Origin of the sequence: Scytonema sp. PCC 10023, assembly GCF_963920835.1 — a bacterium.
Classification (GTDB): Bacteria; Cyanobacteriota; Cyanobacteriia; order Cyanobacteriales; family Nostocaceae; genus Kalymmatonema.
This window is the reverse complement of sequence record NZ_CAWUDP010000001.1, coordinates 180960-203075: the sequence shown is the minus strand read 5'-3', so window position 1 is coordinate 203075 and position 22116 is coordinate 180960. Positions and strand designations below refer to the sequence as shown.

Annotated in this window: 30 protein-coding genes and 2 pseudogenes; 14 read left to right on the top strand and 18 right to left on the bottom strand. The window is 44.2% G+C overall.

All coding sequences use genetic code 11. The features are described from left to right. Window positions 1–161: 161 nt before the first annotated feature. The 10 genes from ACM0OZ_RS01020 to nifE form a co-directional block, all read right to left on the bottom strand. Complete coding sequence (locus ACM0OZ_RS01020; RefSeq protein WP_096569368.1) at window positions 162–461, bottom strand: 2Fe-2S iron-sulfur cluster-binding protein; 300 nt, start codon at window positions 459–461, stop codon at window positions 162–164. A 227-nt stretch (window positions 462–688) separates the two neighbouring features. Further along, the gene (locus tag ACM0OZ_RS01015; RefSeq protein ID WP_414580902.1) at window positions 689–1060 is read right to left on the bottom strand and encodes a HesB/IscA family protein; all 372 of its coding nucleotides are present in this window, start codon (window positions 1058–1060) and stop codon (window positions 689–691) included. Between the two features lie 22 nt (window positions 1061–1082). After that, a complete protein-coding gene (locus ACM0OZ_RS01010; RefSeq protein WP_041037231.1) occupies window positions 1083–1301 on the bottom strand; it encodes a hypothetical protein in 219 nt (72 codons plus the stop codon). 9 nt (window positions 1302–1310) lie between these two features. After that, window positions 1311–2108, bottom strand: coding sequence for a HesA/MoeB/ThiF family protein (locus tag ACM0OZ_RS01005; RefSeq protein ID WP_414580900.1), 798 nt, complete (start codon window positions 2106–2108; stop codon window positions 1311–1313). Window positions 2109–2118: 10 nt separating this feature from the next. After that, window positions 2119–2436 (bottom strand): nitrogenase-stabilizing/protective protein NifW, encoded by a 318-nt coding sequence (gene nifW, locus ACM0OZ_RS01000; RefSeq protein ID WP_414580898.1) that lies wholly within the window; start codon window positions 2434–2436, stop codon window positions 2119–2121. After that, the gene (locus ACM0OZ_RS00995) at window positions 2433–2633 is read right to left on the bottom strand and encodes a CCE_0567 family metalloprotein (RefSeq protein ID WP_414580897.1); all 201 of its coding nucleotides are present in this window, start codon (window positions 2631–2633) and stop codon (window positions 2433–2435) included. Before ACM0OZ_RS00995 ends, nifW begins: the two co-directional genes overlap by 4 nt. Before the next feature lie 100 nt (window positions 2634–2733). After that, window positions 2734–3210: a NifX-associated nitrogen fixation protein gene (locus ACM0OZ_RS00990; RefSeq protein WP_414580896.1), complete on the bottom strand. Its 477-nt coding sequence runs from the start codon at window positions 3208–3210 to the stop codon at window positions 2734–2736. Beyond that, entirely contained in the window at window positions 3207–3620 is a 414-nt protein-coding gene (nifX, locus tag ACM0OZ_RS00985; RefSeq protein WP_414580894.1) for a nitrogen fixation protein NifX, read from the bottom strand. The genes ACM0OZ_RS00990 and nifX overlap by 4 nt, the downstream gene beginning before the upstream one ends. 125 nt (window positions 3621–3745) lie before the next feature. Further along, window positions 3746–5089 (bottom strand): nitrogenase iron-molybdenum cofactor biosynthesis protein NifN, encoded by a 1344-nt coding sequence (nifN, locus tag ACM0OZ_RS00980; RefSeq protein ID WP_414580893.1) that lies wholly within the window; start codon window positions 5087–5089, stop codon window positions 3746–3748. Continuing rightward, window positions 5089–6543 (bottom strand): nitrogenase iron-molybdenum cofactor biosynthesis protein NifE, encoded by a 1455-nt coding sequence (gene nifE / locus ACM0OZ_RS00975; RefSeq protein WP_414580891.1) that lies wholly within the window; start codon window positions 6541–6543, stop codon window positions 5089–5091. The genes nifN and nifE overlap by 1 nt, the downstream gene beginning before the upstream one ends. 85 nt (window positions 6544–6628) lie before the next feature. Here nifE and ACM0OZ_RS00970 point away from each other — a divergent pair, with 85 nt between their 5' ends. Beyond that, complete coding sequence (locus ACM0OZ_RS00970) at window positions 6629–6796, top strand: hypothetical protein (protein WP_414580889.1); 168 nt, start codon at window positions 6629–6631, stop codon at window positions 6794–6796. Window positions 6797–6806: 10 nt separating this feature from the next. Here the strand turns inward: ACM0OZ_RS00970 and ACM0OZ_RS00965 are convergent, their stop codons facing one another. From ACM0OZ_RS00965 to ACM0OZ_RS00955, 3 genes and pseudogenes are all read right to left on the bottom strand, one after another. After that, window positions 6807–7130 (bottom strand): Mo-dependent nitrogenase C-terminal domain-containing protein, encoded by a 324-nt coding sequence (locus tag ACM0OZ_RS00965; RefSeq protein ID WP_414580887.1) that lies wholly within the window; start codon window positions 7128–7130, stop codon window positions 6807–6809. Window positions 7131–7257: 127 nt separating this feature from the next. Continuing rightward, a complete protein-coding gene (gene nifK / locus ACM0OZ_RS00960) occupies window positions 7258–8793 on the bottom strand; it encodes a nitrogenase molybdenum-iron protein subunit beta (RefSeq protein WP_414580885.1) in 1536 nt (511 codons plus the stop codon). A 185-nt stretch (window positions 8794–8978) separates the two neighbouring features. Beyond that, a pseudogene (locus ACM0OZ_RS00955) lies at window positions 8979–9137 on the bottom strand (nitrogenase molybdenum-iron protein alpha chain); the annotation flags it as partial. Window positions 9138–9247: 110 nt separating this feature from the next. Between ACM0OZ_RS00955 and ACM0OZ_RS00950 the strand changes: the two are divergent. Continuing rightward, complete coding sequence (locus ACM0OZ_RS00950) at window positions 9248–10666, top strand: site-specific integrase (RefSeq protein ID WP_414580883.1); 1419 nt, start codon at window positions 9248–9250, stop codon at window positions 10664–10666. A gap of 73 nt (window positions 10667–10739) precedes the next feature. Here the strand turns inward: ACM0OZ_RS00950 and ACM0OZ_RS00945 are convergent, their stop codons facing one another. Continuing rightward, on the bottom strand, window positions 10740–10985 hold the full coding sequence (locus ACM0OZ_RS00945) for a type II toxin-antitoxin system Phd/YefM family antitoxin (RefSeq protein WP_414580882.1): 246 nt from the start codon (window positions 10983–10985) through the stop codon (window positions 10740–10742). A 414-nt stretch (window positions 10986–11399) separates the two neighbouring features. On the opposite strand from ACM0OZ_RS00945, the gene ACM0OZ_RS00940 reads away from it, so the two are divergent. Then, on the top strand, window positions 11400–12665 hold the full coding sequence (locus ACM0OZ_RS00940) for a glycosyltransferase (protein ID WP_414580880.1): 1266 nt from the start codon (window positions 11400–11402) through the stop codon (window positions 12663–12665). 233 nt (window positions 12666–12898) lie between these two features. Here ACM0OZ_RS00940 and ACM0OZ_RS00935 read toward each other — a convergent pair whose 3' ends face one another. Then, the gene (locus tag ACM0OZ_RS00935) at window positions 12899–13165 is read right to left on the bottom strand and encodes a UPF0175 family protein (RefSeq protein WP_414580878.1); all 267 of its coding nucleotides are present in this window, start codon (window positions 13163–13165) and stop codon (window positions 12899–12901) included. A gap of 352 nt (window positions 13166–13517) precedes the next feature. On the opposite strand from ACM0OZ_RS00935, the gene ACM0OZ_RS00930 reads away from it, so the two are divergent. Both ACM0OZ_RS00930 and ACM0OZ_RS00925 read left to right on the top strand, forming a co-directional pair. Beyond that, a complete protein-coding gene (locus tag ACM0OZ_RS00930; RefSeq protein WP_414580876.1) occupies window positions 13518–14435 on the top strand; it encodes a helix-turn-helix domain-containing protein in 918 nt (305 codons plus the stop codon). 86 nt (window positions 14436–14521) lie between these two features. Further along, complete coding sequence (locus tag ACM0OZ_RS00925; RefSeq protein ID WP_414580874.1) at window positions 14522–15319, top strand: dienelactone hydrolase family protein; 798 nt, start codon at window positions 14522–14524, stop codon at window positions 15317–15319. 153 nt (window positions 15320–15472) lie between these two features. Here the strand turns inward: ACM0OZ_RS00925 and ACM0OZ_RS00920 are convergent, their stop codons facing one another. Continuing rightward, complete coding sequence (locus ACM0OZ_RS00920; protein WP_414580873.1) at window positions 15473–16036, bottom strand: Uma2 family endonuclease; 564 nt, start codon at window positions 16034–16036, stop codon at window positions 15473–15475. A gap of 189 nt (window positions 16037–16225) precedes the next feature. On the opposite strand from ACM0OZ_RS00920, the gene ACM0OZ_RS00915 reads away from it, so the two are divergent. The 9 genes and pseudogenes from ACM0OZ_RS00915 (at window position 16226) to ACM0OZ_RS00875 (ending at window position 19279) form a co-directional block, all read left to right on the top strand. Further along, the gene (locus ACM0OZ_RS00915; RefSeq protein ID WP_414581049.1) at window positions 16226–16804 is read left to right on the top strand and encodes a hypothetical protein; all 579 of its coding nucleotides are present in this window, start codon (window positions 16226–16228) and stop codon (window positions 16802–16804) included. A gap of 87 nt (window positions 16805–16891) precedes the next feature. Then, a complete protein-coding gene (locus ACM0OZ_RS00910) occupies window positions 16892–17572 on the top strand; it encodes an HNH endonuclease (RefSeq protein ID WP_414580872.1) in 681 nt (226 codons plus the stop codon). 168 nt (window positions 17573–17740) lie between these two features. After that, window positions 17741–17869 carry a hypothetical protein gene (locus tag ACM0OZ_RS00905; RefSeq protein ID WP_414580870.1) on the top strand — a complete coding sequence of 43 codons (129 nt, stop codon included), beginning with the start codon at window positions 17741–17743 and terminating at the stop codon, window positions 17867–17869. 24 nt (window positions 17870–17893) lie between these two features. After that, a pseudogene (locus tag ACM0OZ_RS00900) lies at window positions 17894–18031 on the top strand (type II toxin-antitoxin system HigB family toxin); the annotation flags it as partial. After that, on the top strand, window positions 18019–18264 hold the full coding sequence (locus ACM0OZ_RS00895; protein ID WP_414580868.1) for a hypothetical protein: 246 nt from the start codon (window positions 18019–18021) through the stop codon (window positions 18262–18264). The pseudogene ACM0OZ_RS00900 and the gene ACM0OZ_RS00895, both read left to right, overlap by 13 nt. A 207-nt stretch (window positions 18265–18471) precedes the next feature. Then, on the top strand, window positions 18472–18696 hold the full coding sequence (locus tag ACM0OZ_RS00890) for a DUF433 domain-containing protein (protein ID WP_414580866.1): 225 nt from the start codon (window positions 18472–18474) through the stop codon (window positions 18694–18696). Then, window positions 18693–18827: a hypothetical protein gene (locus ACM0OZ_RS00885; RefSeq protein ID WP_414580865.1), complete on the top strand. Its 135-nt coding sequence runs from the start codon at window positions 18693–18695 to the stop codon at window positions 18825–18827. The genes ACM0OZ_RS00890 and ACM0OZ_RS00885 overlap by 4 nt, the downstream gene beginning before the upstream one ends. 102 nt (window positions 18828–18929) lie before the next feature. Then, window positions 18930–19145, top strand: coding sequence for a hypothetical protein (locus tag ACM0OZ_RS00880; RefSeq protein WP_414580863.1), 216 nt, complete (start codon window positions 18930–18932; stop codon window positions 19143–19145). Next, window positions 19142–19279: a hypothetical protein gene (locus ACM0OZ_RS00875; RefSeq protein ID WP_414580861.1), complete on the top strand. Its 138-nt coding sequence runs from the start codon at window positions 19142–19144 to the stop codon at window positions 19277–19279. Before ACM0OZ_RS00880 ends, ACM0OZ_RS00875 begins: the two co-directional genes overlap by 4 nt. Before the next feature lie 168 nt (window positions 19280–19447). Here ACM0OZ_RS00875 and nifD read toward each other — a convergent pair whose 3' ends face one another. Together nifD and nifH are read right to left on the bottom strand one after the other, a co-directional pair. Continuing rightward, window positions 19448–20890, bottom strand: coding sequence for a nitrogenase molybdenum-iron protein alpha chain (nifD, locus tag ACM0OZ_RS00870; RefSeq protein ID WP_414580859.1), 1443 nt, complete (start codon window positions 20888–20890; stop codon window positions 19448–19450). A gap of 184 nt (window positions 20891–21074) precedes the next feature. Then, complete coding sequence (gene nifH, locus ACM0OZ_RS00865; RefSeq protein WP_414580857.1) at window positions 21075–21980, bottom strand: nitrogenase iron protein; 906 nt, start codon at window positions 21978–21980, stop codon at window positions 21075–21077. Window positions 21981–22116: the final 136 nt, after the last annotated feature.

Here is a 22116-nt window from a genome sequence, read left to right as displayed (position 1 = left end):
TCAGATTTTTACAAGAAGTTTATTGTACAGATGTAGCCCAACGGGAGAGCCAGTCGCCTGCGGAGGGTTTCCCTCCCGCAGCGCTGGACTCACATGTTACGTCTCTACATGAGTCAGGAATTTATTGCCTTACAGATGAAAACACTGCAACAAGAGATGAACTAGACTAAGTACGGTTCTTGGTGAGTCTTAATCGTGCAATTAGAACGTGGATAAGTCACGCAAAGTAGAGCAAAACCCTTCGACATTTGCTCGTCATCCAAAAAGCTTTGCTCAGATTGGTCGATTTCACCTTCAACAACTTTACCAACGCAGCTAGAACAAGCACCTGCGTGACAAGAAAAGGGCAAATCAATACCGCTTTCTTCAGCTGCATCTAGGATGGTTGTCTCCTCATCAACTTCAATTGTGGTATCCAGACCTTCTTTCTTGCTGATTAATCGAACTTGGTATGTAGTCATTTTCTGATTCTTTTCACACGCGGTACAGTTCAGTTAGGTTTTATGACTTCAAGGGCTTTAAGAATTCACGCATTCAAAATTCAAAATTCAAAAAATTCTTGAATTCTAATTTTGAATTTGAATTCCTTTCCAGGCGAAGGATCTAATTGGCTATTAGACATCTCCAGAAATTAGATTTCAGACCATACGGCATAAGGGTCTGAAAGTGATTTTCAATCATAGGTCTATTAGCTGCAAGGTACGCCATCAGAGGAACAGTCAGCCGTTCTAAATGACTTTCCACAACCACAGGTATCAGTAGCCTTGGGGTTGATGAACCTAAACCCGCCGTCCATGACGCCTTCTACAAAATCGACAACCACCCCTTCCAATAACGGCGCACTTTTAGCATCAACGTAAACTTGCACCTTGCCTTGCTGGCTGACTAAATCATCTGGTTGCGGCGAACTTGTGACTTCCATTGCATACTCATAGCCACTGCAACCACCATCTTTGACTGAGATGCGGATACCTTTAGTTGGCGTATTGGTTTCGGGAGTAGAATCCCGCAGAAACGCGCGCAGGCGAAATTCTGCTTTTTCCGTCAAAGTAACCGTCATCAAACCTCCTAATGAGTTGGAATTAGTTGTTGTGATTCAAAGTGTGAATTTGTTTAGTGGTGATGAGTAAAGCAATCACAATCAGCACTTCAATTGGCACAGGTGAAAAAATGAAGCTTAAACCCAAGCAGAACAAAGCAATTAACATAGCCAGGAACTGCCAGATTTGATTTGCGATTTTTGCACTGACTTGAGACAACGCTATGGCAAACCCTAAAGCAATGAATGAAGACACCAACATGACTAATATTTACTTGCAATGACTGGTGGTTTCCATAGGATTGGATTGCGAGTATCTCCAAGGCGCACTGTTACCGCATACAGGACAAGAGCGATCGCGGTAAGAACGACGCTTGACAAATTCCATCCGGGTCAGGTCAATTGTCAAAAGTTCTGACAACAGAGGTTGACTCAACCCAGTGATCAGCTTGATAGCCTCCAGCGCCGCCAGACAAGCCAGTGTTCCAGAAACAGCACCCAGAACTGAAAAGCCACGTGTATCCCAATCAGGCTTCTCAGGAAATAGGCAAGATAAACAAGGCGTTACACCAGGAATAATCGTGGTTAAGTAAGCCTCCATCCCGTCCATTGCTGCTTCTACCATAGGCTTACGCCACCGCACGCAAGCTTCATTTAACAAATCGCGCTCCGTAAAATTATGAGCGCAGTCAAGAGCCATATCAGCTGATTGCACCAAGGAGTCTACATTTTCCGGGGTGACATATTCATGAACTGCTTCCACCTGGACATCAGGATTGATAGCTTCCAGAGTTTCTTTTGCTTTGAATACTCTGGGTTTGCCTACCCAATCGTGCGTCATCAGAATCTGACGATTCATATCATCAAGCCGCAGATCACCACCCCGAACCAGAATCAGCCGCCCAACGCCAGCTACCGCAAGGTATAGCGCCGCCGTACCGCCCAAGCCTCCTACTCCTGTAACCACAACCGTCGCTGACTTGAGGCGCTTCTGTGCTACTTCGCCAAAATTAGGAAGCATCATTTGGCGACGGTAACGTTCCAATTCGGTAGGCGTTAGGTTTACCACTTTTTACCTCCTAATCCGATGTGATTTCTGTCAGCGTGACTACATTTTTAGGCTTCTCATTAAACACTTTGAACAGCTTTTGTTCTTGGGGTGTTGATTCAAGAAATACCTCATAGGCTTTAGAAAAAGCCTCACGATATTTACTTAACCTATCTGAGAGACTGAGGTCAGTATCATTTTCATCAATTTCTTTGATAAGTTGAGAAAACTTTTTCAAAATATGCAGACGGTTTACGTGTACAACATTTTGGTCGTATGGGAGTTCAAAAAAATCAAAATACTCCTCTGCATCTACGAGATTTTTGAATTTATTATAATCCCAGTTCATTTTGCCTGCTCCAGTTTTTTTAGCTGTTGCTTAAGTTCATCTAACTGACGATAAATTTCATAAGTTTCAGAGGCAGCATCCATAAGCTGTTGATAATTTGTTGGTAATCCCTCTGCCAAATCATGCAAGTCCATTTTCATTTGACCTGCTTTACTATTGAGACGTTTTATTTGAGTTTTCAACTCCTCAACTGTCATTTTTCACGTGTCCTTTGTCATTTGTCCTTTGTCATTTGTCATTAATCATTGTCATTTATCTTTACTAATGACCAATGACTAATGACTAATGACTAATTAGTTAAACCTTGCTGACTTCGGGAAAGCGCTTAGCCAAATCAATTCCCTTTTGTACGAACTTTTCTCCTTCTTCTGCTAATTTTTCCAACGAATCAAAGCCAAAGCGGTGTGCATCGCGTAAGGTCTTTGTAACTAACAAAAGACGACCGGAAAAGACGAGCGCCCAACCAAATCCTTCATGACTCAAATCAATGACAACTTGCGATAAAAGACCTGTTTCCTTTTCAATACAAGCAGCTACAGCGCGATAAAACGTCATAATCCGTGCCTGAGTCATCGGATCGACTTCACCCTCAAGAGAAATTTCGCGTTTCTTTTGTTTACTTACAACAAATGGTTTAAGCAGCAACTCATCCGACCACTTACGGTAAGTTCCATAACTATCCTGACCTCGGAATTGTTGCACGATCGCCTTGAGAAAAGGCGAGTTTAAGATTTCTGCTGGAGTTGTTCCGTTAACACTATTAGTTGTCGTCATACGGTTGCTTCCTCTTCCAATTCATCTTCAAAGCTTTGGGGTTTTTGTTGTAAAGCTTTACGCAACCAAGGCGGAGGGTTTCCTTTGAGAGTTTGCACTAACTTATTGAGAATATCAGCAATCTCTTCTTCTTCCGATTTCGCCTTGACTGGAGTGACACCTTTCTTGATTAACCGAGCAGCTGCACTACCTCCAATTGCCGCAACATAAACAATCGTGCAGTCAGCCAGTGCATCAAGTTTCGGTGTGACTTTATCCTCATTACCATCTTGTTTGAGATCACCATCAAAGGTGAGAGTTTCTAGAAACTGATATCCAGAATCAGAAATTTCATAAACATCAATTTCTTTCGCCCAACCAAAGTGAGCATTAATATGAAGTCGGTCACTTGTCGTGAAAGCAATTTTCATCCTTATTCTCCTCTACTCAATTTATGAGTGATGAGTAATGAGTAGTAAATAAACATTTACGACAACTCATAATTCATAACTCATGTTTTTGAAATTTCATGAATGCTAAAACTGACACCCAATTCTCATTCTTTATTAGCGTTTTCTAGGTCTTTGTGGTTCATGAAATGCTTAGCTTTTTCTTCCTCTTCCTCTAAAAAGAGGTTCCCAATGTCAAACAAAAGCTGTATCGTGCCTCGGTAGCCAACTTTGGTAAACTGACCATTGCCCAAGCGGTCAAAAATCGGAATGCCTTGGCGGTAAACAGGAATTCCTAAGCGTTTGGCGATCGCCACTGTATGAGAATTACCAATCAACAAGTCAGATCCAGGTGCGAGTTGCTCAAAATCTTCCAAATCACCGATGGTGACGCTTTTAACGGGGAGTTTTTCCAGCACAGCAGAGCGTGTTGTCGTTACTGCTGCATGAATCTGAGACCCCATTGATTGCAGAAAACGAACTGTTGACCAAAGCAAGTCCGGTTCCAGCGCTAAAGACACTCGCTTACAACCAAAATAAAAGTGAGTATCCAACATGGCATCTTGTAGCTGGCGGCGTTGGCGACGATATTTCTCTGGTACACTCATACCGCTGATGTCTGCCAATGCTTGCAGGAAAGAGTCCACCGCTTCTAATCCCGTCAGTTCACCAAACACCTCGTAAGGTATGCCAAACTGCTGTTCCAAAATTTGCGCCGCACCCCGCATACTTTCGCCGAGTGCCAAAGTGAACGAAGAACTGCCGATTTGCCGCAGTTGTGCCAAACTCGTGCCAGATGCTGTTATGGGGCTGTAGGAATCCTCTAAGTGACCATCTAGTGAAGCGGAAAGATCGGGCACAAAGATCGGCTTTAGTCCAAAGGCGGTGACAATTTCTTTGATTTCCTGCACATCCCCTGGAGTGAAGGCAGAACTTGCCAAAATCGTGATTTGTTGCGCTTTGGTTTCGCCTGCTTGCGGAATTTCCTTAACTATGCTTTCGACAGCAGCAGCAAAGCCATCTTGCAATGCACCCTTAAAATCAGGTGTAGAGACTAACACAATCGGCAGGTGATCTAGTTCTGGGTGACGTTTGCGGATTTCCTTGAGAAAGCCCGGCATATCATCCCCTCTGGTTTCCGTCAGTCCAGTGGTACACAAACCAATAATTTCTGGCTTAGACTTTTGCACCAGCGTTAGGATTGCCTGTTCAACATTTTCCTCGCCACCCAAAATAGTCGATACTTCAGTCATCGCTGTGGTGGAAAGAGGAATCGCTTCACGGAAATGCCGCACCAGAACGACTTTGGCAAAGGCAGTACAGCCTTGAGAACCGTGCATTAAGGGAATTATGCCTTTCAATCCCAAAAAAGCTAAGGCTGCACCCAAGGCTTGGCTTTGCTTGAGGGGATTAACTGCAACTGATGAGTTTGTGACGCTGACAATCGCCATCACCTCACCTCCTGTAGAAGAGATGGGGATGAGGAGGATGAGGGGGATGAGGAGGATATTGCTACCTTATTTCCCTCATCTCCCTTTGCTTCCCACGGAGCCGGTTTGCGTACTTGCTCCCACACAGGGCTGTAGAGGGCTTCATACACTTCTCGTGCCATCTCTAACATCCCCACATAGCCTGCATACGGATGATGGCGTTCTTGGTTGATGTCTAAGAAAGGAATCCGGGCTTTAAGAGCGGTGTATTGATTGCGACCACCAGCAATCAACATATCTGCCTTAGATTCGTCAATGATTCGCAAGATTTCCTTAGGGCTTTCTTGTTCAAGAATGACGCCATCTTTACCTAGCAACCTCTTGATTCGGGCTTTATCCTCCTCAGTACTTTTTCTGGCGCTGGTCGCAACAACTTCCATCCCCAAGTCACGAGCCGCAGAAATAATCGACCAACTCTTGACACCCCCAGTATAAAGTACGACGCGCTTTCCTTTGAGGCGATCGCGATAGGGAGCCAGTCCTAGATCCAGGGCGGCGGTTTCTTCAGCAATGAGCTTTTCTGTACGTTCTTGCAAATCAGGATCGCCCAATTTCGCGGCAGTGTTCCGCAGACAGCGGTTCATGTCTTCTATGCCGTAGAAAGACTCTTCAATGTAGGGGATGCCATAGCGCTCTTCCATCTTTCTGCCCATGTTGACTAGCGCTTTTGAGCAGATCATCACGTTGAGCTTGGCACGGTGGGCGTAGCAAATTTCTTCGTAGCGAGCATCACCTGTAATTTTTGCCAAGACTCGAATACCTAATTTCTCCAACAGTGGGAGCACTCCCCACATTTCACCCGCGATGTTGTATTCACCGATGAGGTTGATGTCATAAGGTGTGGTAAATTCAGGTTCGGCTGTTCCGACAACGTGTTCCAGCAGAGCTTCACCAGCAAGGCGGTTGCCTAGATTTTTGCTACCAATGAACCCTGGTGCATTTACGGGGATAACAGGAGTTCCTAATTTCTTGGCAGCGGCTTCGCAGACTGCATCTATATCTTCACCAATCAAGGCGGTGACACAGGTGGAGTAAACAAAGATGGCAGCTGGTTGGTAACGCTTGTGTATGTCCTGGATGGCTTTGTAGAGCTTTTTTTCCCCGCCGAAGATGACATCATTCTCACTCAAATCGGTGGTAAAGCCCGTTTTGTAGAGCATAGGACCAGAGGAGAGACTACCACGACTTCCCCAGGAGTTACCAGAGCAGGCGATCGGTCCGTGGACTAAATGAGCAGCATCGGTAATTGGGACTAGGGAAATCATTGCACCATCAAAGGCACAACCACCCTGAGCAGCACCAGGCTTCGGTAATTGCGTGCAAGACTTGTTTTTCTTGTCTCCATGCTTGTCTTTATTGTGTTCGCATCCAGGCTCAGTGAGCAGCTCGTTGATTTTGCCTTGGGTGATTTTCATCTGATTTTTCCTTTGTCGTTTGTTATCTGTCTTTCATCCTTTGTCATTTGTTTTTGTTCGTTGCTTTGTGATTAACCAATGACTAATGACCCTTCGGGTATCTCCTTCGGAGACGCTTCGCGTTGGCGGAGCCTGCGCTTTGCGCTTACGCCAGTCGCCTGCTGTCGGGAAACCCCAACGGGAGAGCCAGTTGCCTAGGTCGGGAAACCCTCCTGCAGCACTGGTCTCACCTCCTGCAGCGCTGGCTCACTAATGACTAATAACTAGCAAATATATTTTGTGACATCCTCTCCACACTGATCGCTTAGGTAAGATAAGGCACGGAAACGTAATCCAACAAAATTGTCATACAGGGGATTAAGTTTGCACAGTGCAGGAATGTGAAGGGTATGTCCAAAGAAATGAATCTTTCGCTCAAACGGGCAACAACAAGGAATGACTTGGCAAATTAAATGAGCGAAGCGAGCATTTTTAACTTGAATTTCATCCACCCGACGGCGCAATGGATTTAGAATATCAAAACCAGATTTTTTATAGTTAGGTGGATAATAGTTCCGGTGAGTGTGAGTGTGAGTTACCGATTTCATAATACAATCCTTAGGAAAAAGGTAAAAGAAAAAAGGTAAAAGGAAAAAGGCATTCATTAAGAAATGTTCAATTTTACTTCTGCCTTTTCCTTTTCCTTTATTGGCACGACGCGAGTTGAAGCAATCTCTAACGAATCAAGTCGTAGGAGATATCGGTCTTAGCAGGAATGTTGGTGTTGCGATCGATTTCCTCGAAGAGGGTATTCACGATCCAGTTGAGCAAGTTGATCGCACCTTGATATCCGATAGTGGCGTAGCGGTGCAGGTGGTGACGATCCATGATCGGATAGCCAATTCTCACGAGGGGAACCTTGCAATCACGCCACAGGTACTTACCGTAGGTGTTACCGATGAGCAAGTCTACGGGTTCGGTGAATAGCAAAGAACGCATATGCCACAGGTCTTTACCAGGCCAGATGGTAGCACTCTTACCATTGGGGCTAGAATCCAGCAACTCTTTAAGTTCTTTCTCAAAGTGTTCATTGCTGTTATGAACCAGGATATGCACAGGTTCAGCACCCATTTCCAGCATGAAGCTTACCATGCAGTACACGAGATCAGGCTCACCGTAGATAGCGAAGCGCTTGCCGTGAACCCATGCATGGGAGTCAGTCATCGCATCAACTGCGCGACCGCGTTCGATTTCCAGTTCTTTAGGAATGGGTTTACCAGTCAGTTCACTGAGTTTCATCAAGAACTCATCAGTACCCTTAATACCCCAAGGACGAGAAACTACGGTCTGTTGCTTCCATTCTTTTTCGATGTATTCGCGGGTTTTGGGGGTAGAGTGTGCTTGCAGAGCAACTGTAGCTTTAGCATTAATTGAATCTGCTGCTTCTTCTAGGGGAGTACCACCTGGGTACATATCAAATTCACCTGTGTTGGGTGAATCCAGATAGTCGCTGTTATCAGCCAGCACGGTGTAATCGATACCCATCAGATTACAAATCCGCTTGATTTCCCGGTTGTTACCAACATACGTGTCAAAACCAGGGATAAAGTTGATTTTGCCATTGCTGGTTTCTTTCTTCTTACCTGCTGTGAGGTTAGAAAGAATACCCTTCATCATGTTGTCGTAGCCTGTGATGTGGGAACCAACAAAGCTAGGAGTGTGAGCAAAGGGGACTGGGAAATCTTGAGGAACTGAACCTGCATTCTTGGCATTGTTGATGAAAGCCTGCAAGTCATCACCGATAACCTCTGCCATACAGGTGGTGCAGACAGCAATCATCTTGGGCTTGTAGAGTTGGTAGGAATTCGCCAAGCCGTCGATCATGTTTTGCAGTCCACCGAACACCGCTGCGTCTTCAGTCATCGAGGAAGACACGCCAGAAAACGGTTCTTTGTAGTGACGGGTTAGGTGGGTACGGAAGTAAGCAACGCAACCTTGGGAACCTTGGACAAAAGGTAGAGTGCCTTCAAAACCAACAGCAGCGAAGATTGCCCCTAATGGTTGGCAGCCTTTAGCAGGGTTAACGGTCAATGCTTCACGAGCGAAGTTCTTTTCACGATACTCCCAAGTCTTCGTCCATTCTGCAACCCTTTTTACTTCTTCAGGGTCGTGTCCGTTTTCAAATTGCTTTTTGTTCTCAAATAGCTGCTGGTATTCCGGTTGGTGGAATAGTTCGACGTGGTCTTGAATTTTTTCCGGATTCTGAGGCATTTTCCTATCCTTAGGTTGCTGTAATGAGTTATTGGTCGAGGAATAAAGATTTGAGGTAATGGAGAGTGCGTAATAAGAGTTGGGAGTGGGGAGTGGGAAGTGGTGAGTGTTACATTCCCTACTTTCTACTCCCCCCTGGGGTAAAAACCCCAGGTTATCCCCACATCTTTTTTTCTCCCATTTCCCTAGGCGACAGCCTTAGCCTCAGCTTTAGCTTTAGCGTTTTGATTCCAGGGAGCGCCGATTAATCCCCATGTAGGGCTGTTGAGCGCGAGATCCATGTCGCGGGCAAAGATGGCAAAGCCGTCATAACCGTGGTAAGGACCGGAGTAATCCTTTTTATGATTCAATAGCTTCAAATAGCCTAATGTTTACAGTAAGCAGTGTCAGTCTTAAGCATTGTTCGCTGATAACACATTTATTTTTAGGCTAAATATAGGCTAAAAACACAACAATGCATAACCAAGATAAAGACAAGTATCAGCAAGCTTTTGAAGGCTTGGAGCCAATTTCATCTACCGATGGGAGTTTTCTTGGCTCAAGTCAGCAAGCACAGCAGCAAAGAGAGTATATGAGAACAAAAGTACTATTAGAATTAGAGAAAGTTAATCAGCGTTTGAAGTCTGCAAAGACAAAGGTGACAATTAGAGAATCGAATGGAAGTCTGCAATTACGAGCGACGTTACCCATTAAACCCGGAGATAAGGACACAAATGGAACTGGAAGAAAACAATATAATCTCAGTTTGAATATTCCTGCTAATTTGGATGGATTAAAGACGGCAGAGGAAGAAGCATATGAATTAGGAAAGTTAATCGCAAGGCATACTTTTGAATGGAATGAGAAATATTTAGGTAATGAAGCAAGTAAAAAAGACTTGAAAACAATAGGAGAGTTACTCGAAGAATTTGAAAATGAGTATTTTAAAAATCATAAACGTACTACAAAAAGCGAGCATACTTTTTTTTATTACTTTTCTCGAACCAAGCGATTCACTAATCCTAAAGATTTGGCTACTCCAGAAAATCTGATTAATTGCATTGATAAAATTGATAAAGAATGGGCTAAATATAATGCTGCAAGAGCTATTTCTGCATTTTGCATAACATTCCAAATTGAAATTGATTTATCTAAATATTCTAAAATGCCTGAAAATAATTCCCGGAAGATACCGACTGATGTGGAAATATCCGCAGGAATTATCAAGTTTGCCGATTACCTCAATAACAGAGGCAATCAAGTTAATCCAGATGTTAAAGATAGTTGGCAGCTTTGGCGATGGACTTATGGAATGTTAGCAACTTTTGGTTTACGACCACGGGAGCTTTTTATTAGTCCTGATATCGATTGGTGGTTAAGCGAAGAAAATGCAGACATGACGTGGAAAGTTCATAAAGAGTGTAAAACTGGTGAAAGACAAGCATTACCATTACATAAACAATGGATTGAAGAATTTGATTTAAGAAATCCGAAATATTTAGAAATGCTAGCAACAGCAATTAGTAAAAAAGATAAAAGTAATCATGCAGAGATAACGGCATTAACACAACGAGTGAGTTGGTGGTTCCGGAAAATAGGATTGGATTTTAAGCCGTATGATTTACGTCATGCATGGGCAATTAGGGCGCATATTTTGGGAATACCTATAAAAGCTGCGGCGGATAATTTGGGGCATAGTGTGCAAGTTCATACTCAAACTTATCAGCGTTGGTTCTCACTAGATATGCGAAAGTTGGCGATGAATCAGGCTTTAACGAAGAGAAATGAAATTGAAGTTATTAAGGAGGAAAATGCCAAGCTGAAGATGGAGAATGAAAAGTTGAAGCTTGAGATTGAAAAGCTGAAAATGGAGTTAGTTTATAAGCGTAGTTAAATTTGCTAAAAATATTGATGTGGTGCGCTTACCTTGTGCGAGAACGCACCCTACTACGTATCTAGCAAAAGTTTCACTCCTGGCTACCCTCAAATGCTGCTAGGATATCTTCCGGCAAGGGAGCGTTGAAGTCCTCTAGAATTACGAAACGCCCTCGAACCTGCCCTAGACTACTGCGTCGATTGGATGAGGATCGAAACGGAACTAGCTTGGCGATCGCAATACCTCGGTTTGAAATAATGATTTCTTCTCCAAGTTCTACCCGCGACAAAAGCCGTGAGAGATTCATTTTAGCTTGGTGGATATTGACTGTTTCCATAATGAGAATAAACTTAGTTTGTAGACTAAGTTTATTCTCATTATAATCTAAGCAAGCTAGCATTTTCTCTGGCACTCTATGCCTTTTTCAAGTCAGTCAATCATGGGAAAATCCCATAACCAAACATGAAAATCTCATTCACCGCGTCTCCCTTTCTCCGCGTCAGAGCGTCGATTTTCAAGCTAGTACTCTGTCACAGCAACTTTGCAGGGTGTAAACATTCTCCGCGACCGTGTATCTGGTGTGTCTGGTGTGTCTGCCTTTACCCGTTAATTTTGGGTTGGCAGAGTAGTAGTTAGGCTGCTTAGGTTATCAATAGGGGCGGTTCTTTAATTTTTTCAGTGGAGCAATTCAGACAGTTTAAAATGAAGCAACTGTGTTTATGCAAACGATCCTGAGCGAGAGGCTTTCATAGTGAGTCGAATTGTTGTTACCACGTTAGGAACTCTTGGCGATCTCCATCCTATGATTGCGATCGCACTGGAATTGCGGCAACGCGGTCATGATGTCGTATTCGTAACGCACAAAGAGTATCAATCCAAGATTGAAGCGTTGAAATTTGAGTTTCATCGAATGCGCCCCGATTTTACTGCACTGGACAATCCACAAGAAATGGCACAAATGATGGATCTGAAAACAGGTCAAGAGTACATGGTGCGCCAGTGGGCTAATCCAAATTTACGCGAGATGTACACGGACTTGCTGAACGTTGCGAAGAGAGCAGATTTTATCTTTTCAGGCGAAGGTGTAATCGCAACTCCACTGGTGGCAGAGAAACTCAGAATGCGATGGGCATCCAGTGCAATGGTTCCCATGTCCTTTTTCTCGGCTTACGACCCATCCGTTTTAGCGTCATTTCCTGCTTTGGCGAACCTATATAGGCTCGGTCTGACTATGAATCGAGGCATTGTCACTTTTGCCAAATTTGTCAGTAATTCTTGGGCAGAGCCGATTCGTCAACTTCGCCGTGAACTCGGATTATCGCCGCTCAAGGGCAATCCCTTCATTGACAGCAAGTTCTCCCCCTACCTTGTTGTTGCGCTGTTTTCCTCTGTTTTAGCAAAGCCTCAACCGGACTGGGCTGCAAATACTGTAGTAGCAGGTTTCACGTTCTATGATGGGACGCAAGGCAAAGCAGAGCTGACTCCAGAACTGAAGGAGTTTTTGGATGCAGGTGAGCCGCCGATTGTCTTCACCCTTGGATCAGCCGCCGTGATGGACGCTGGCAACTTCTACCAGGAAAGCATCCAAGCCGCAATGCGCCTTAATCGCCGTGCTGTTTTGTTGATTGGCAACAATACACCTCCAGAGAATCTTTCAGCAGATATTGTAGCTGTCAAGTATGTGCCGTATTCTCAGATTTTTCCTAACGCTTGTGCGATCGTGCATCACGGCGGAATTGGGACGACAGCTCAAGCATTACGGGCGGGTCGTCCAACTCTAATCATGCCCTATAGTCATGACCAACCGGACAACGCCGCACGAGTTGAACGGTTAGGAACATCTCGTACGATTCCCCGTAAGCAGTATTTCGCGTCACGGGTAGCCAAGGAGTTATGTGAGTTGTTGGAAAATCCTAGTTATGCAACTAAAGCAGCAGAAGTCAGACATATCATTCAAGCTGAAAACGGGGTTAGTGCTGCGAGTGATGCAATAGAAAAACAGCTTCAAGCAGTTTAAAGCTTGTCGTCAGTACCAGCAGCCCAAGCAGCAGAAGGAGGAAAGCCCCTCGTGGGGTTGGAAAGGTTGTCTGCCGCCGCTGATTTTTGCCGTTAACAGTCAGAGTGATCCCTATGCTCTGGGCGATCGCACTTATTGCCGCTTGACAAAATTTTGAGTAATAGCACACATTTTAGCTTGTCGTTGCTGTGTTCTTTCCATTTTGATTGCCGTCCACATTGGCAACGTTCATGCTACTGCATCAGAATTTCTACCAATAACTCTGGTGCAATCCGAAATCCGGCTTTACAACTATAGTGCCGCACTACTCCGCGACGAGCAAGTAATTGTCCAAATTCATATTTATCCATCTCAGCAAGTTCTCGTGCTTTGCCAAACGCAAGAATGTCTTGTGTGTATAGAGCAATAGCTAATTCTCGGCGCAGTTCTTGCTCAATACGCTGCTCCGGTAAACGAAGAGCTTGCACAATAGAGTCAGAGATCGAGATCTGGAGTCCCATCTTCTTTAGAATTATTAATAGTTTGTCTGTTACTATCATGGTACACGCACTCTACATCTGTCACTTGGGGCGGGCTAACAAGACAATGCAGCGGATGGACGAAAGCCCCTGATGGAGTTGCCGAGGTTATTTGCTGCTGCTCAACTTTGCCGTTAACAGTGAGGGGGTGAAGCGGCTATCGCTATGCTCTCAACAATCGCACTTATTTGCGCTTGACAAAATTTTCAGTAATAGCGCACATTCTAGCTTGTCACTGCTGTGATCGGACGCAGCACAGTGCCTTTTGGGCGATCGCTCATCCGTGTCGAAAAACAGTCAGAATAGATAAATCCCCAAGCTGTTTAAGCACTCTATGAGAACGCAAGGGCAAACGATCAAAGTTATTGATTACCGCCAAGAGAATGCATCAGCTCCGTTTGTGCCTAAACCCGCTGTTCTCTCAAGCCGCGGTTGGGACAGTATCTATCTTGAACTCCATCAACAGCCAAAGTTTGACGTAGCTGAGCATCAACACACAATGCACGTCATTGCTTCTGGGCTTTCCTGCTCATCACGCGTTTGCTCATCAGGAGAACGATGGTTGGATGGAAAGCTGACAAGAGAGACGCGCAATTTGGGAGACATTGCTATCATCCCTGCGGGTATTTCCCATCGCTGTAATTGGAACACCTCAGTCCAGTTTATGATTTTGGCAATTGAGTCTGCACTCCTCAAACAAGTCGGTGAAGATTTGGTTAATCCCGATCGCATTGAACTCATCCCTCATTTTATGACTGGGCAAGATGTATTGATACAAGGTATCTTCTGTGCCTTGAGAGAAGAATTAGAGTCTGGCAAAATTGGTGGTGATTTGCTGATTGATAGTCTCAAAACGACATTAGCCATTCATCTATTACGGAACTATTGCACCACGCAACCTAAGCTCTCTAGCTATGCTGATGGATTATCCAAATATACCCTGCAACAGGTAACCGAGTATATCAATGAACATCTCCATCAGGATGTAAAGCTAAGTGAGATTGCTGCGATCGCCCAGATGAGTCAATATCACTTCTTGCGTTTGTTCAAGCAAAGTATGGGTGTAACGCCCCACCAATACATTTTGCAATGTCGGATCGATAAAGCCAAATATCTGTTGCAACATAGCGAACTCAGCATTGCAGACATTGCTGCTAGGCTAGGTTTTTGCGATCAAAGCCACTTTACTCGATATTTCAAGCGGATTGTTGGCGTTACACCCAAACAACTCCTCCAAATCCAATCGCAATAATTTACTAAAATCCCGCAACTTTTTTCTAGAGTCCTAAGTAGCACTTTTTCTACAGTAGGATAACACCAAGATAAGCTGAAACAAAGATGGTAGAAATAAGAAACGTTGAAATTAACACTTACTATGTTAAAGTACCTAACAATAACTTAGAAATCGATGCTTACTTAGCTCAACCTGCACATAAGGGAATCTTTGGCGCGGTTATAGTTTTTCACGAAATTTTTGGAGTCAACAGTCAGATTCGAGATGTCACCGAACTCATAGCTAAACAAGGTTATGTAGCAATAGCGCCCGCCATGTATCAACGTATTGCTCCCGGTTTTGAGGTTGACTATAGCCAAGAAGATGTTGGGTATAGCCAAGAAAGCTATCGGCTTGGCTTGCAATACTATCAACAAGTAAAGTATCAAGAAATATTAAGCGATATTCAAGCTACGATTGCCTACCTAAAAACTTTACCTAATGTCAAAGATAATGCAATTGGTGTGATTGGTTTCTGTTTTGGTGGTCATGTTGCTTACATGGCTGCAACGTTACCCGATATCAAAGCAACAGCTTCGTTCTACGGTGGTGGGATTACCACTTCTAGTTATGGTGAAGAGACTCCAACTATTAATCGCACCCCTCAAATTAAAGGTACTATTTATGCGTTTTATGCTACAAGAGATTCATTTGTTTCGCAGGAGGAAAACGAGCAAATTGAGGCAGAATTAAAAAAACATAAAATCAATCATCGTGTATTCCGATACGATGCAGAACACGGATTCTTCCACGGATTATTTGTAGACCAATACCCATTCTTCAAGCAGCACCCAAGTTACAACCCAGAAGCTGCTCCTGATGCTTGGCAACATGTTCTAGAACTCTTTCACAACAACTTGTGATAAAACGATGAATACTCGAAAAAGCCCATTGTTGCAGTGCACAAAATGCCGCACAGAATTATAGCGAATGATGTTGGCACAGACGTTCACTTTTTCAGCAAGACGAATTTGGAAAATATTGTCGTTTAGATTTTAGCAGGGTAAGAGCATAACTTACTCAAGCAACCAACCAAACAAGCCTTCTACAGTAAGGTTGAAATCTTTAGCAAATTCTGGCACTGGCAAACGTGTTCCTGGTTCATCGTAAAAAGTGGCACTTTGATCTGGCGGGTAAACAAACACAGATTGTTCTTCTGGATCAATGAGCCATCCCATCTGAGTTCCATGCTTGAGACAATGCAGAATATTTTTGGTAACTTTAGTTTGACTTTGATCAGGAGATAGGATTTCGATTGTCCAATCTGGGGCAATTGAGAAGATGTTAGCAACCCCACCATTTTCCTTGCGTGGGATTCTTCCCCATAAAAACACTGAAATGTCAGGTACAATTGAGCGTCCACCAAAGGTACAGCGAAGTTCTGAGAAAGCTCGGGCAATCTGTTTAGATTTTACGACAAAGTTGATTGCAGATGCTAACTCAGTTTGAATGACGCTATGTTCTCCTTGCGGGATTGGTTTTTGTATAATACGCCCATCAATATATTCACTGGCAGGTTCCGTCTCCGGCAGCTTTAGGAATTCTTCTAAAGTTACGAGTTTAGCAGGGATTTTTACCATTTAAGGTTTCCGTTAGAGGGGTAAGTTGCACTGCTTTTATTTGTTATTCTACGAGATGGATATCGGAGTTAGTATAGGCCAACAAATGGAACAAACCCTACCAGCGATTTGATACCATTAACAAAATGGGCGATCGCCCAAGGGGCACGCTACGCGAACGCACTCATCAGCAGATTTGCATTCAACACTATGGCAAAGCGTAAGAAAAGCAATCTCCAGTGGATTAAAGAAACGCTTGAACTAAAACCTGACCATCGCTGGGAATCTCCATCAGGCTACAAAATTTTTGTAGCGGATCGAGGATCTGTTCGCTTCAATGTTCCTCAGGATTGGGTTTTTGAGCCACAAGAAAAATCGTTCAAGTTCCTTGATAGAAAACCGCCCAACGATGATTGCTGCTTGGAAGTCTCTTTCAATCGTCTGCCACCCAATGACTGGAGCCAGTTTCCGCTAAAATCTACCTTGAAGAAAATCATAGAAGACGACAGCCGCAACGTCATTGAATCGGGAGAAATCTTTACCATCAAGCGCCAAACCGCCAAGATTGTGTGGACAGAAATTAAGTTTATCGACACCCAAACAGAGCCACGCGAAGCTTTTTCGCGAACTTGCATTGGTTTGGGGTCGAATGTTCAGTGCTTGATTACATTCGATTATTGGGCAGATCAGGCACAGCAGCTAATACCCGTTTGGGATGAAGTGATACGTAGTCTCACACTAGGGCTGTATATCCGTGACCCAATGACTGGTGTAGCTTTCCCAGACTAAACCACAAGAATAAACGGAAACTTTCCGTATACTAAATGGTTATGCCGTACAATTGTCGTCTTAATGTAGTTAAGTAGGAGCATTGATATGTCTTTAAGTGAAGATAATTTACCGGAAGTTTCTATGTCTGCTCGTGAACAAGTTTTGCAACTAGAAGCCACCAGAGGCGAGAAAGGCTATAAACCGGGCTGGTTGTACTATAAATGCAAAGAAGCAGGACTGCTTGCCGCACATAGACAGTTGCAGTCAGAAAATATACTTGGAGATGTTGCACAGACTGCTCATTTGCCACAATCTAGTAACCCAGAACTACGCTTGACAATTGAACTTGTTCCCGAAACGTGTTGGTTCTCGAATGTACGTTCAGAAGTCAGTGATGAAGATTGGAACAAGTTAAAGAAAATCACGTTTCAGAAAGCTAGCTATCGATGCGAAGTTTGTGGTGGTAAAGGTTCTCAGTGGCCAGTAGAATGTCATGAAATTTGGCACTACGACGATCATCAGCACATTCAAACTTTGGTGAGTCTTGTTGCGCTGTGCCCTGCGTGTCACGAAGTGAAACATATGGGCTTGGCAAACATTCGTGGACGCGCTCACATTGCTAAGGAGCATTTGGCAAAGGTTAATGGATGGACGCATGAACAGACAAGGGAGTATGTTAGTACCCAATTTGAGGTATGGCGACAACGGAGTAACTATAATTGGAAACTGGACATTAGCTGGCTTAAGCAGTTCGATGTTCAAGTCATAGGTGAAGGAAGAGACTAAGGCATCAGCTAATTACAGCATTGCTGCATAACAATCGTGTTGCAGATATATACATAAAGTAGTTTTTTTGTCAAGTTTAGATTTAGGATTGCTATATAAAATATAAGATTAACGATGGAAGGTGAGTTGGATAGATGACAGAATTATTAACATATCAGGGGTTTTCACATGCATGTGATTACTCGTAAACGGCTGAATGAATTTGCCAAACTCTATCCAGATACAACGAATGCTCTGGCTCAGTGGTATCGATTGGTAAAGCACTCCGGACTTTGCCTCATTTGTGGAACTCCGTGAAATGTTTGCACTTACTCAGATCAAGTCGGTAAATTGACTGTGTTTAATATTGGTGGTAACAAAGTTCGACTCATTGCCGCAATTCACTACAACCGCCAAAAAATCTACATCCGGGCTGTGTTAACGCACCCAGAATACGATGAAGGAAAGTGGAAAGAATAATGCAAAGTTTCAACCTCGCTCAAACCATCACTGCTTGGTCATCCATTGCCGAAAATGTCTTTGTTCCTCACACCGAAGAGGAATATAATCGCTTGGTCGAAATGCTTGATCGCCTTATCGATCAAGTAGGTGAAGATGAAAGCCATCCGCTGGCGTCTCTAATGGAAGTCATCGGTGTCTTAATTGAAAATTATGAAACTGAACACATTCCTGAGTTAGAGGAAATCGTTTGACTTCACTTACTATCACACAAAGGATGCAATTGCTGTTTGTCTTGGGGCGATATCTACGACAGACTACGTCTACACCTTTCACACAGATCCTTAAATATACACTGGCTTTCGGCAAAGTTGAGGGGATGTCTACAACAATCTATGCTTATGCATTTCACTGAATTTTGACCTTTCTTATAATATGGATGGATAACTTACAAATAGCTTATGGACTACCACGACATTATCACGATTGAACCAGGAAAGCGTAGCGGAAAACCTTGCATCCGAGGTATGCGAATAACTGTATACGATGTCTTGGAATATCTCGCAGGTGGTATGACTGAGGCGGAGATTCTCGAAGATTTTTCTGAACTCACTTCTGAGGATATTAAGGCTTGCCTTGCTTTCGCTGCTGATCGTGAGAAAAAGTTATTTGTGGTGTCCCTGTGAAACTGCTTTTAGACGAAAACCTGTCTGACCGGATTATTTCTAAAATTATAGATTTCTATCCCAACTCAGAACACGTCACTCGCTTCTCAAACATTCAAAATTATCAATTCAGTTGGGGCGATCGCTCATAAAAGCAATTAAATCATCTTTATTACCTTCTTTGAGAGTTGCCACCCCTTACTCTGACTCGTTATTCTTCAGATAGGCGCAAAGGCAGTTAGGGAGAACCTCAAATGTCAACTAATACTTCTGTGGAAGAACGTCTCGCAGCTGTCGAGGCGGCTGTGACGGAGTTGCAAAAACAAGTAGCGGCTTCTCAACCAACAAATTGGCTCCAACAAATTACTGCTTCCTTCAAAGACGAGCCTGCGTTTGAAGAGGTACTCGCTTATGGACGTGCGATTCGTCAAGGCGATGAGCCAATAATCGAAATTCAGGATGAGGCATGAAATATTTGTTGGATACAGATGTAGCCAATGCTCTACTACGACGCTCATCCATCAAGAGTAAATCTGCTCTTAATTCCAGTGCCAAAATAATTGCTTCAGCTTCGCCCAAATCAATATTGCCTTGGTTTGTTTGAATGTCCATCACTTTATTTAATCTAAAAAAACGTCATTTAAAATAGTCTTTTTTTTTACAGTTTTTCTTTGAGCAAAATGCAAGCAAAATCTTAAAACCAGACAGAATAAGAGTTGTACTGTCTTAAGCATAAAAACAGATTGTTCCTACATAACCCTAAAACTTGTATTTAGGCTAGAAATAGGCTGTTTTTTCTGCCGTCGCTAAAAAACCTTGGCTTACCTGACTTTGAAGCGCGATCGCCAAGACCGGAGTAATCCCAAGAGTGCATTTGACGGAAAGGAAGACCCATCTTTTGGAAGACGTACTTCTCTTTCACACCAGAAGCGATGAGGTCGGGCTTGAGTGCTTTCACAAACTCCTCGAACTCATATGCGGTCACGTCATCATAAACGATGGTGCCGTTTTCGATGTAGTCGGTAGTGCGCTTGTAGTCGTCGTTGTGAGCGAACTCATAACCAGTACCAACCATCTTCATTCCCAAATCTTGGAACGCGGGAACGACGTGGCGAGGACGTAAACCACCAACCATCATGGCGACAGTCTTGCCTTCCAAGCCTGGACGGTACTTAGCGACGATTTCATCCATGACTGGCTGATACTTGGCGATGATCTTCTCAGCGTTTTCTTGGATCTTCTCGTCAAATTTGGAAGCGATTTCCCGTAAGGATTCGGCAATCTTGGTAGGACCAAAGAAGTTGTATTCCAACCAGGGTATACCGTAAGTTTCTTCCATGTGGCGGCTGATGTAGTTCATCGACCGGTAGCAGTGGATGAGGTTCATCTTCACGTTCGGTGTCTGCATCATCTCGTTGATGGTGCCATCACCTGACCACTGGGCGACTACGCGCAAGCCGAGTTCTTCTAGCAGGATACGGCTAGCCCAAGCATCACCACCGATGTTGTAGTCACCGATAATTGCTACATCATAGGGAGTAGACTCAAATTGCAGCTTGCCTTCTTTTCTTTCCTTATCGGATCTGGTGAACACCCAGTCACGAACCATGTCGTTCGCAATGTGGTGTCCAAGAGACTGGGAAACACCCCGGAAGCCTTCGCAACGTACGGGGACAACGGGCTTGTCAATCTCTTTTGATGACTTCTTAGCTACTGCTTCGATGTCATCCCCAATCAGACCGATGGGACATTCGGATTGAATTGAGACACCACGGTTGAGGGGGAAGAGTTCGTCGAGTTCTTGGATTAGTTTGAAGAGTTTTTTGTCACCGCCGAAAACGATATCGCGTTCTTGGAAGTCGGAGGTGAAGTGCATGGTACCAAAGGTGTCAACACCTGTGGTGCCGATGTAGTAGTTACGACGACCAGACCAAGACCAGTAACCGCAACCGACAGGACCGTGGCTGATGTGGATCATGTCTTTGATCGGACCCCAAACCACACCCTTAGAACCAGCATAAGCACAACCACGAGCGGTCATGACACCGGGAAGGGATTTAATGTTAGATTTAACTCCGCAGTCGCTCTTACCTTCTTCGTATACGTTTAAGTGCTTTTCGCGTTTTTTCTTAGCTTTTTCTGGGTAAGCTTCTAGAACTTCTTTAATTAGTTCTTTTCTTTCTTCGATGATGTTGTTGTTTTCTGGAGGAGTCATTTTTGCCTCTGTTGCACCTAAGGAATGGAGATGGGGGGAGTAGGGGAGGGCTGTTTAACTGCCCGTTGTCCCCTTTGGGGTTTGGGGACTCACCAGTCCCCTTGGGGTATAAAAGGAATGTTGGGAGAAGGTCAAAGAGAAATTATGCAATTTTTTCCTTTCCCTTTTTCCTTTTGCTAAGGCTTTATTTAGCGCCAGCTGCTGCTTTAGCTGCTGCTTCTGCGGCAATCAGCTTTTCTGCTTCTTCGTCGCTTTCGAGGATACCGAATTCGATCAACAATGCTTCTAGCTCGTCCATTTCGATTGGTGTAGGAATGGTGAGTTTGTCGTTGTTGATGATTTTCTTAGCTAATGCGCGGTATTCCTGACCTTGGTTGCTGTCAGGTGCGTACTCGTTGACGGTCATCCGACGCAATTCTGCGTGCTGAACGATGTTGTCGCGAGGTACGAAGTGAATCATCTGGGTGTTTAACCGTTCTGCCAGGGTTTCGATCAGTTCGATTTCCCGGTCAACTTTACGGCTGTTACAAATCAAACCACCCAAGCGCACACCACCAGTGTGAGCATACTTGAGAATACCGCGAGCGATGTTGTTAGCAGCGTACATCGCCATCATCTCACCAGAGGTCACGATGTAGATTTCTTGTGCTTTGCCTTCACGAATAGGCATAGCGAAACCACCGCAAACAACGTCACCCAACACGTCGTAGCTAACGAAGTCAACATCTTGGTATGCACCGTTTTCTTCCAAGAAGTTGATGGCAGTGATGATACCACGACCGGCGCAACCTACACCGGGTTCTGGACCACCAGACTCCACGCAACGCACACCACGGAAACCGGTGAGCATCACTTCTTCGAGTTCTAGATCTTCTACAGCACCGCGTTCAGCAGCCAAGTGCAATACGGTGGTTTGAGCTTTGCTGTGCAGCATCAAACGGGTGGAGTCAGCTTTCGGGTCGCATCCCACAATCAAGATACGCTGACCCATTTCTGCCATAGCGGCAAGGGTATTTTGGGAAGTGGTAGATTTACCGATACCGCCTTTGCCGTAGAATGCTATCTGTCTAATTCTTTCGTCAACGGACATGATGGGTTTTTCTCCTGCAATTGGTTGGTTGATGGGTCTGTCTTTTTGTGTGATGCGTTCACACCTGTTGGGTTACAGCTGGAACCGCGTATAGAACGTCGCGTTTTGGCGTTGGCACTATCTGCCCGCCGGGGGC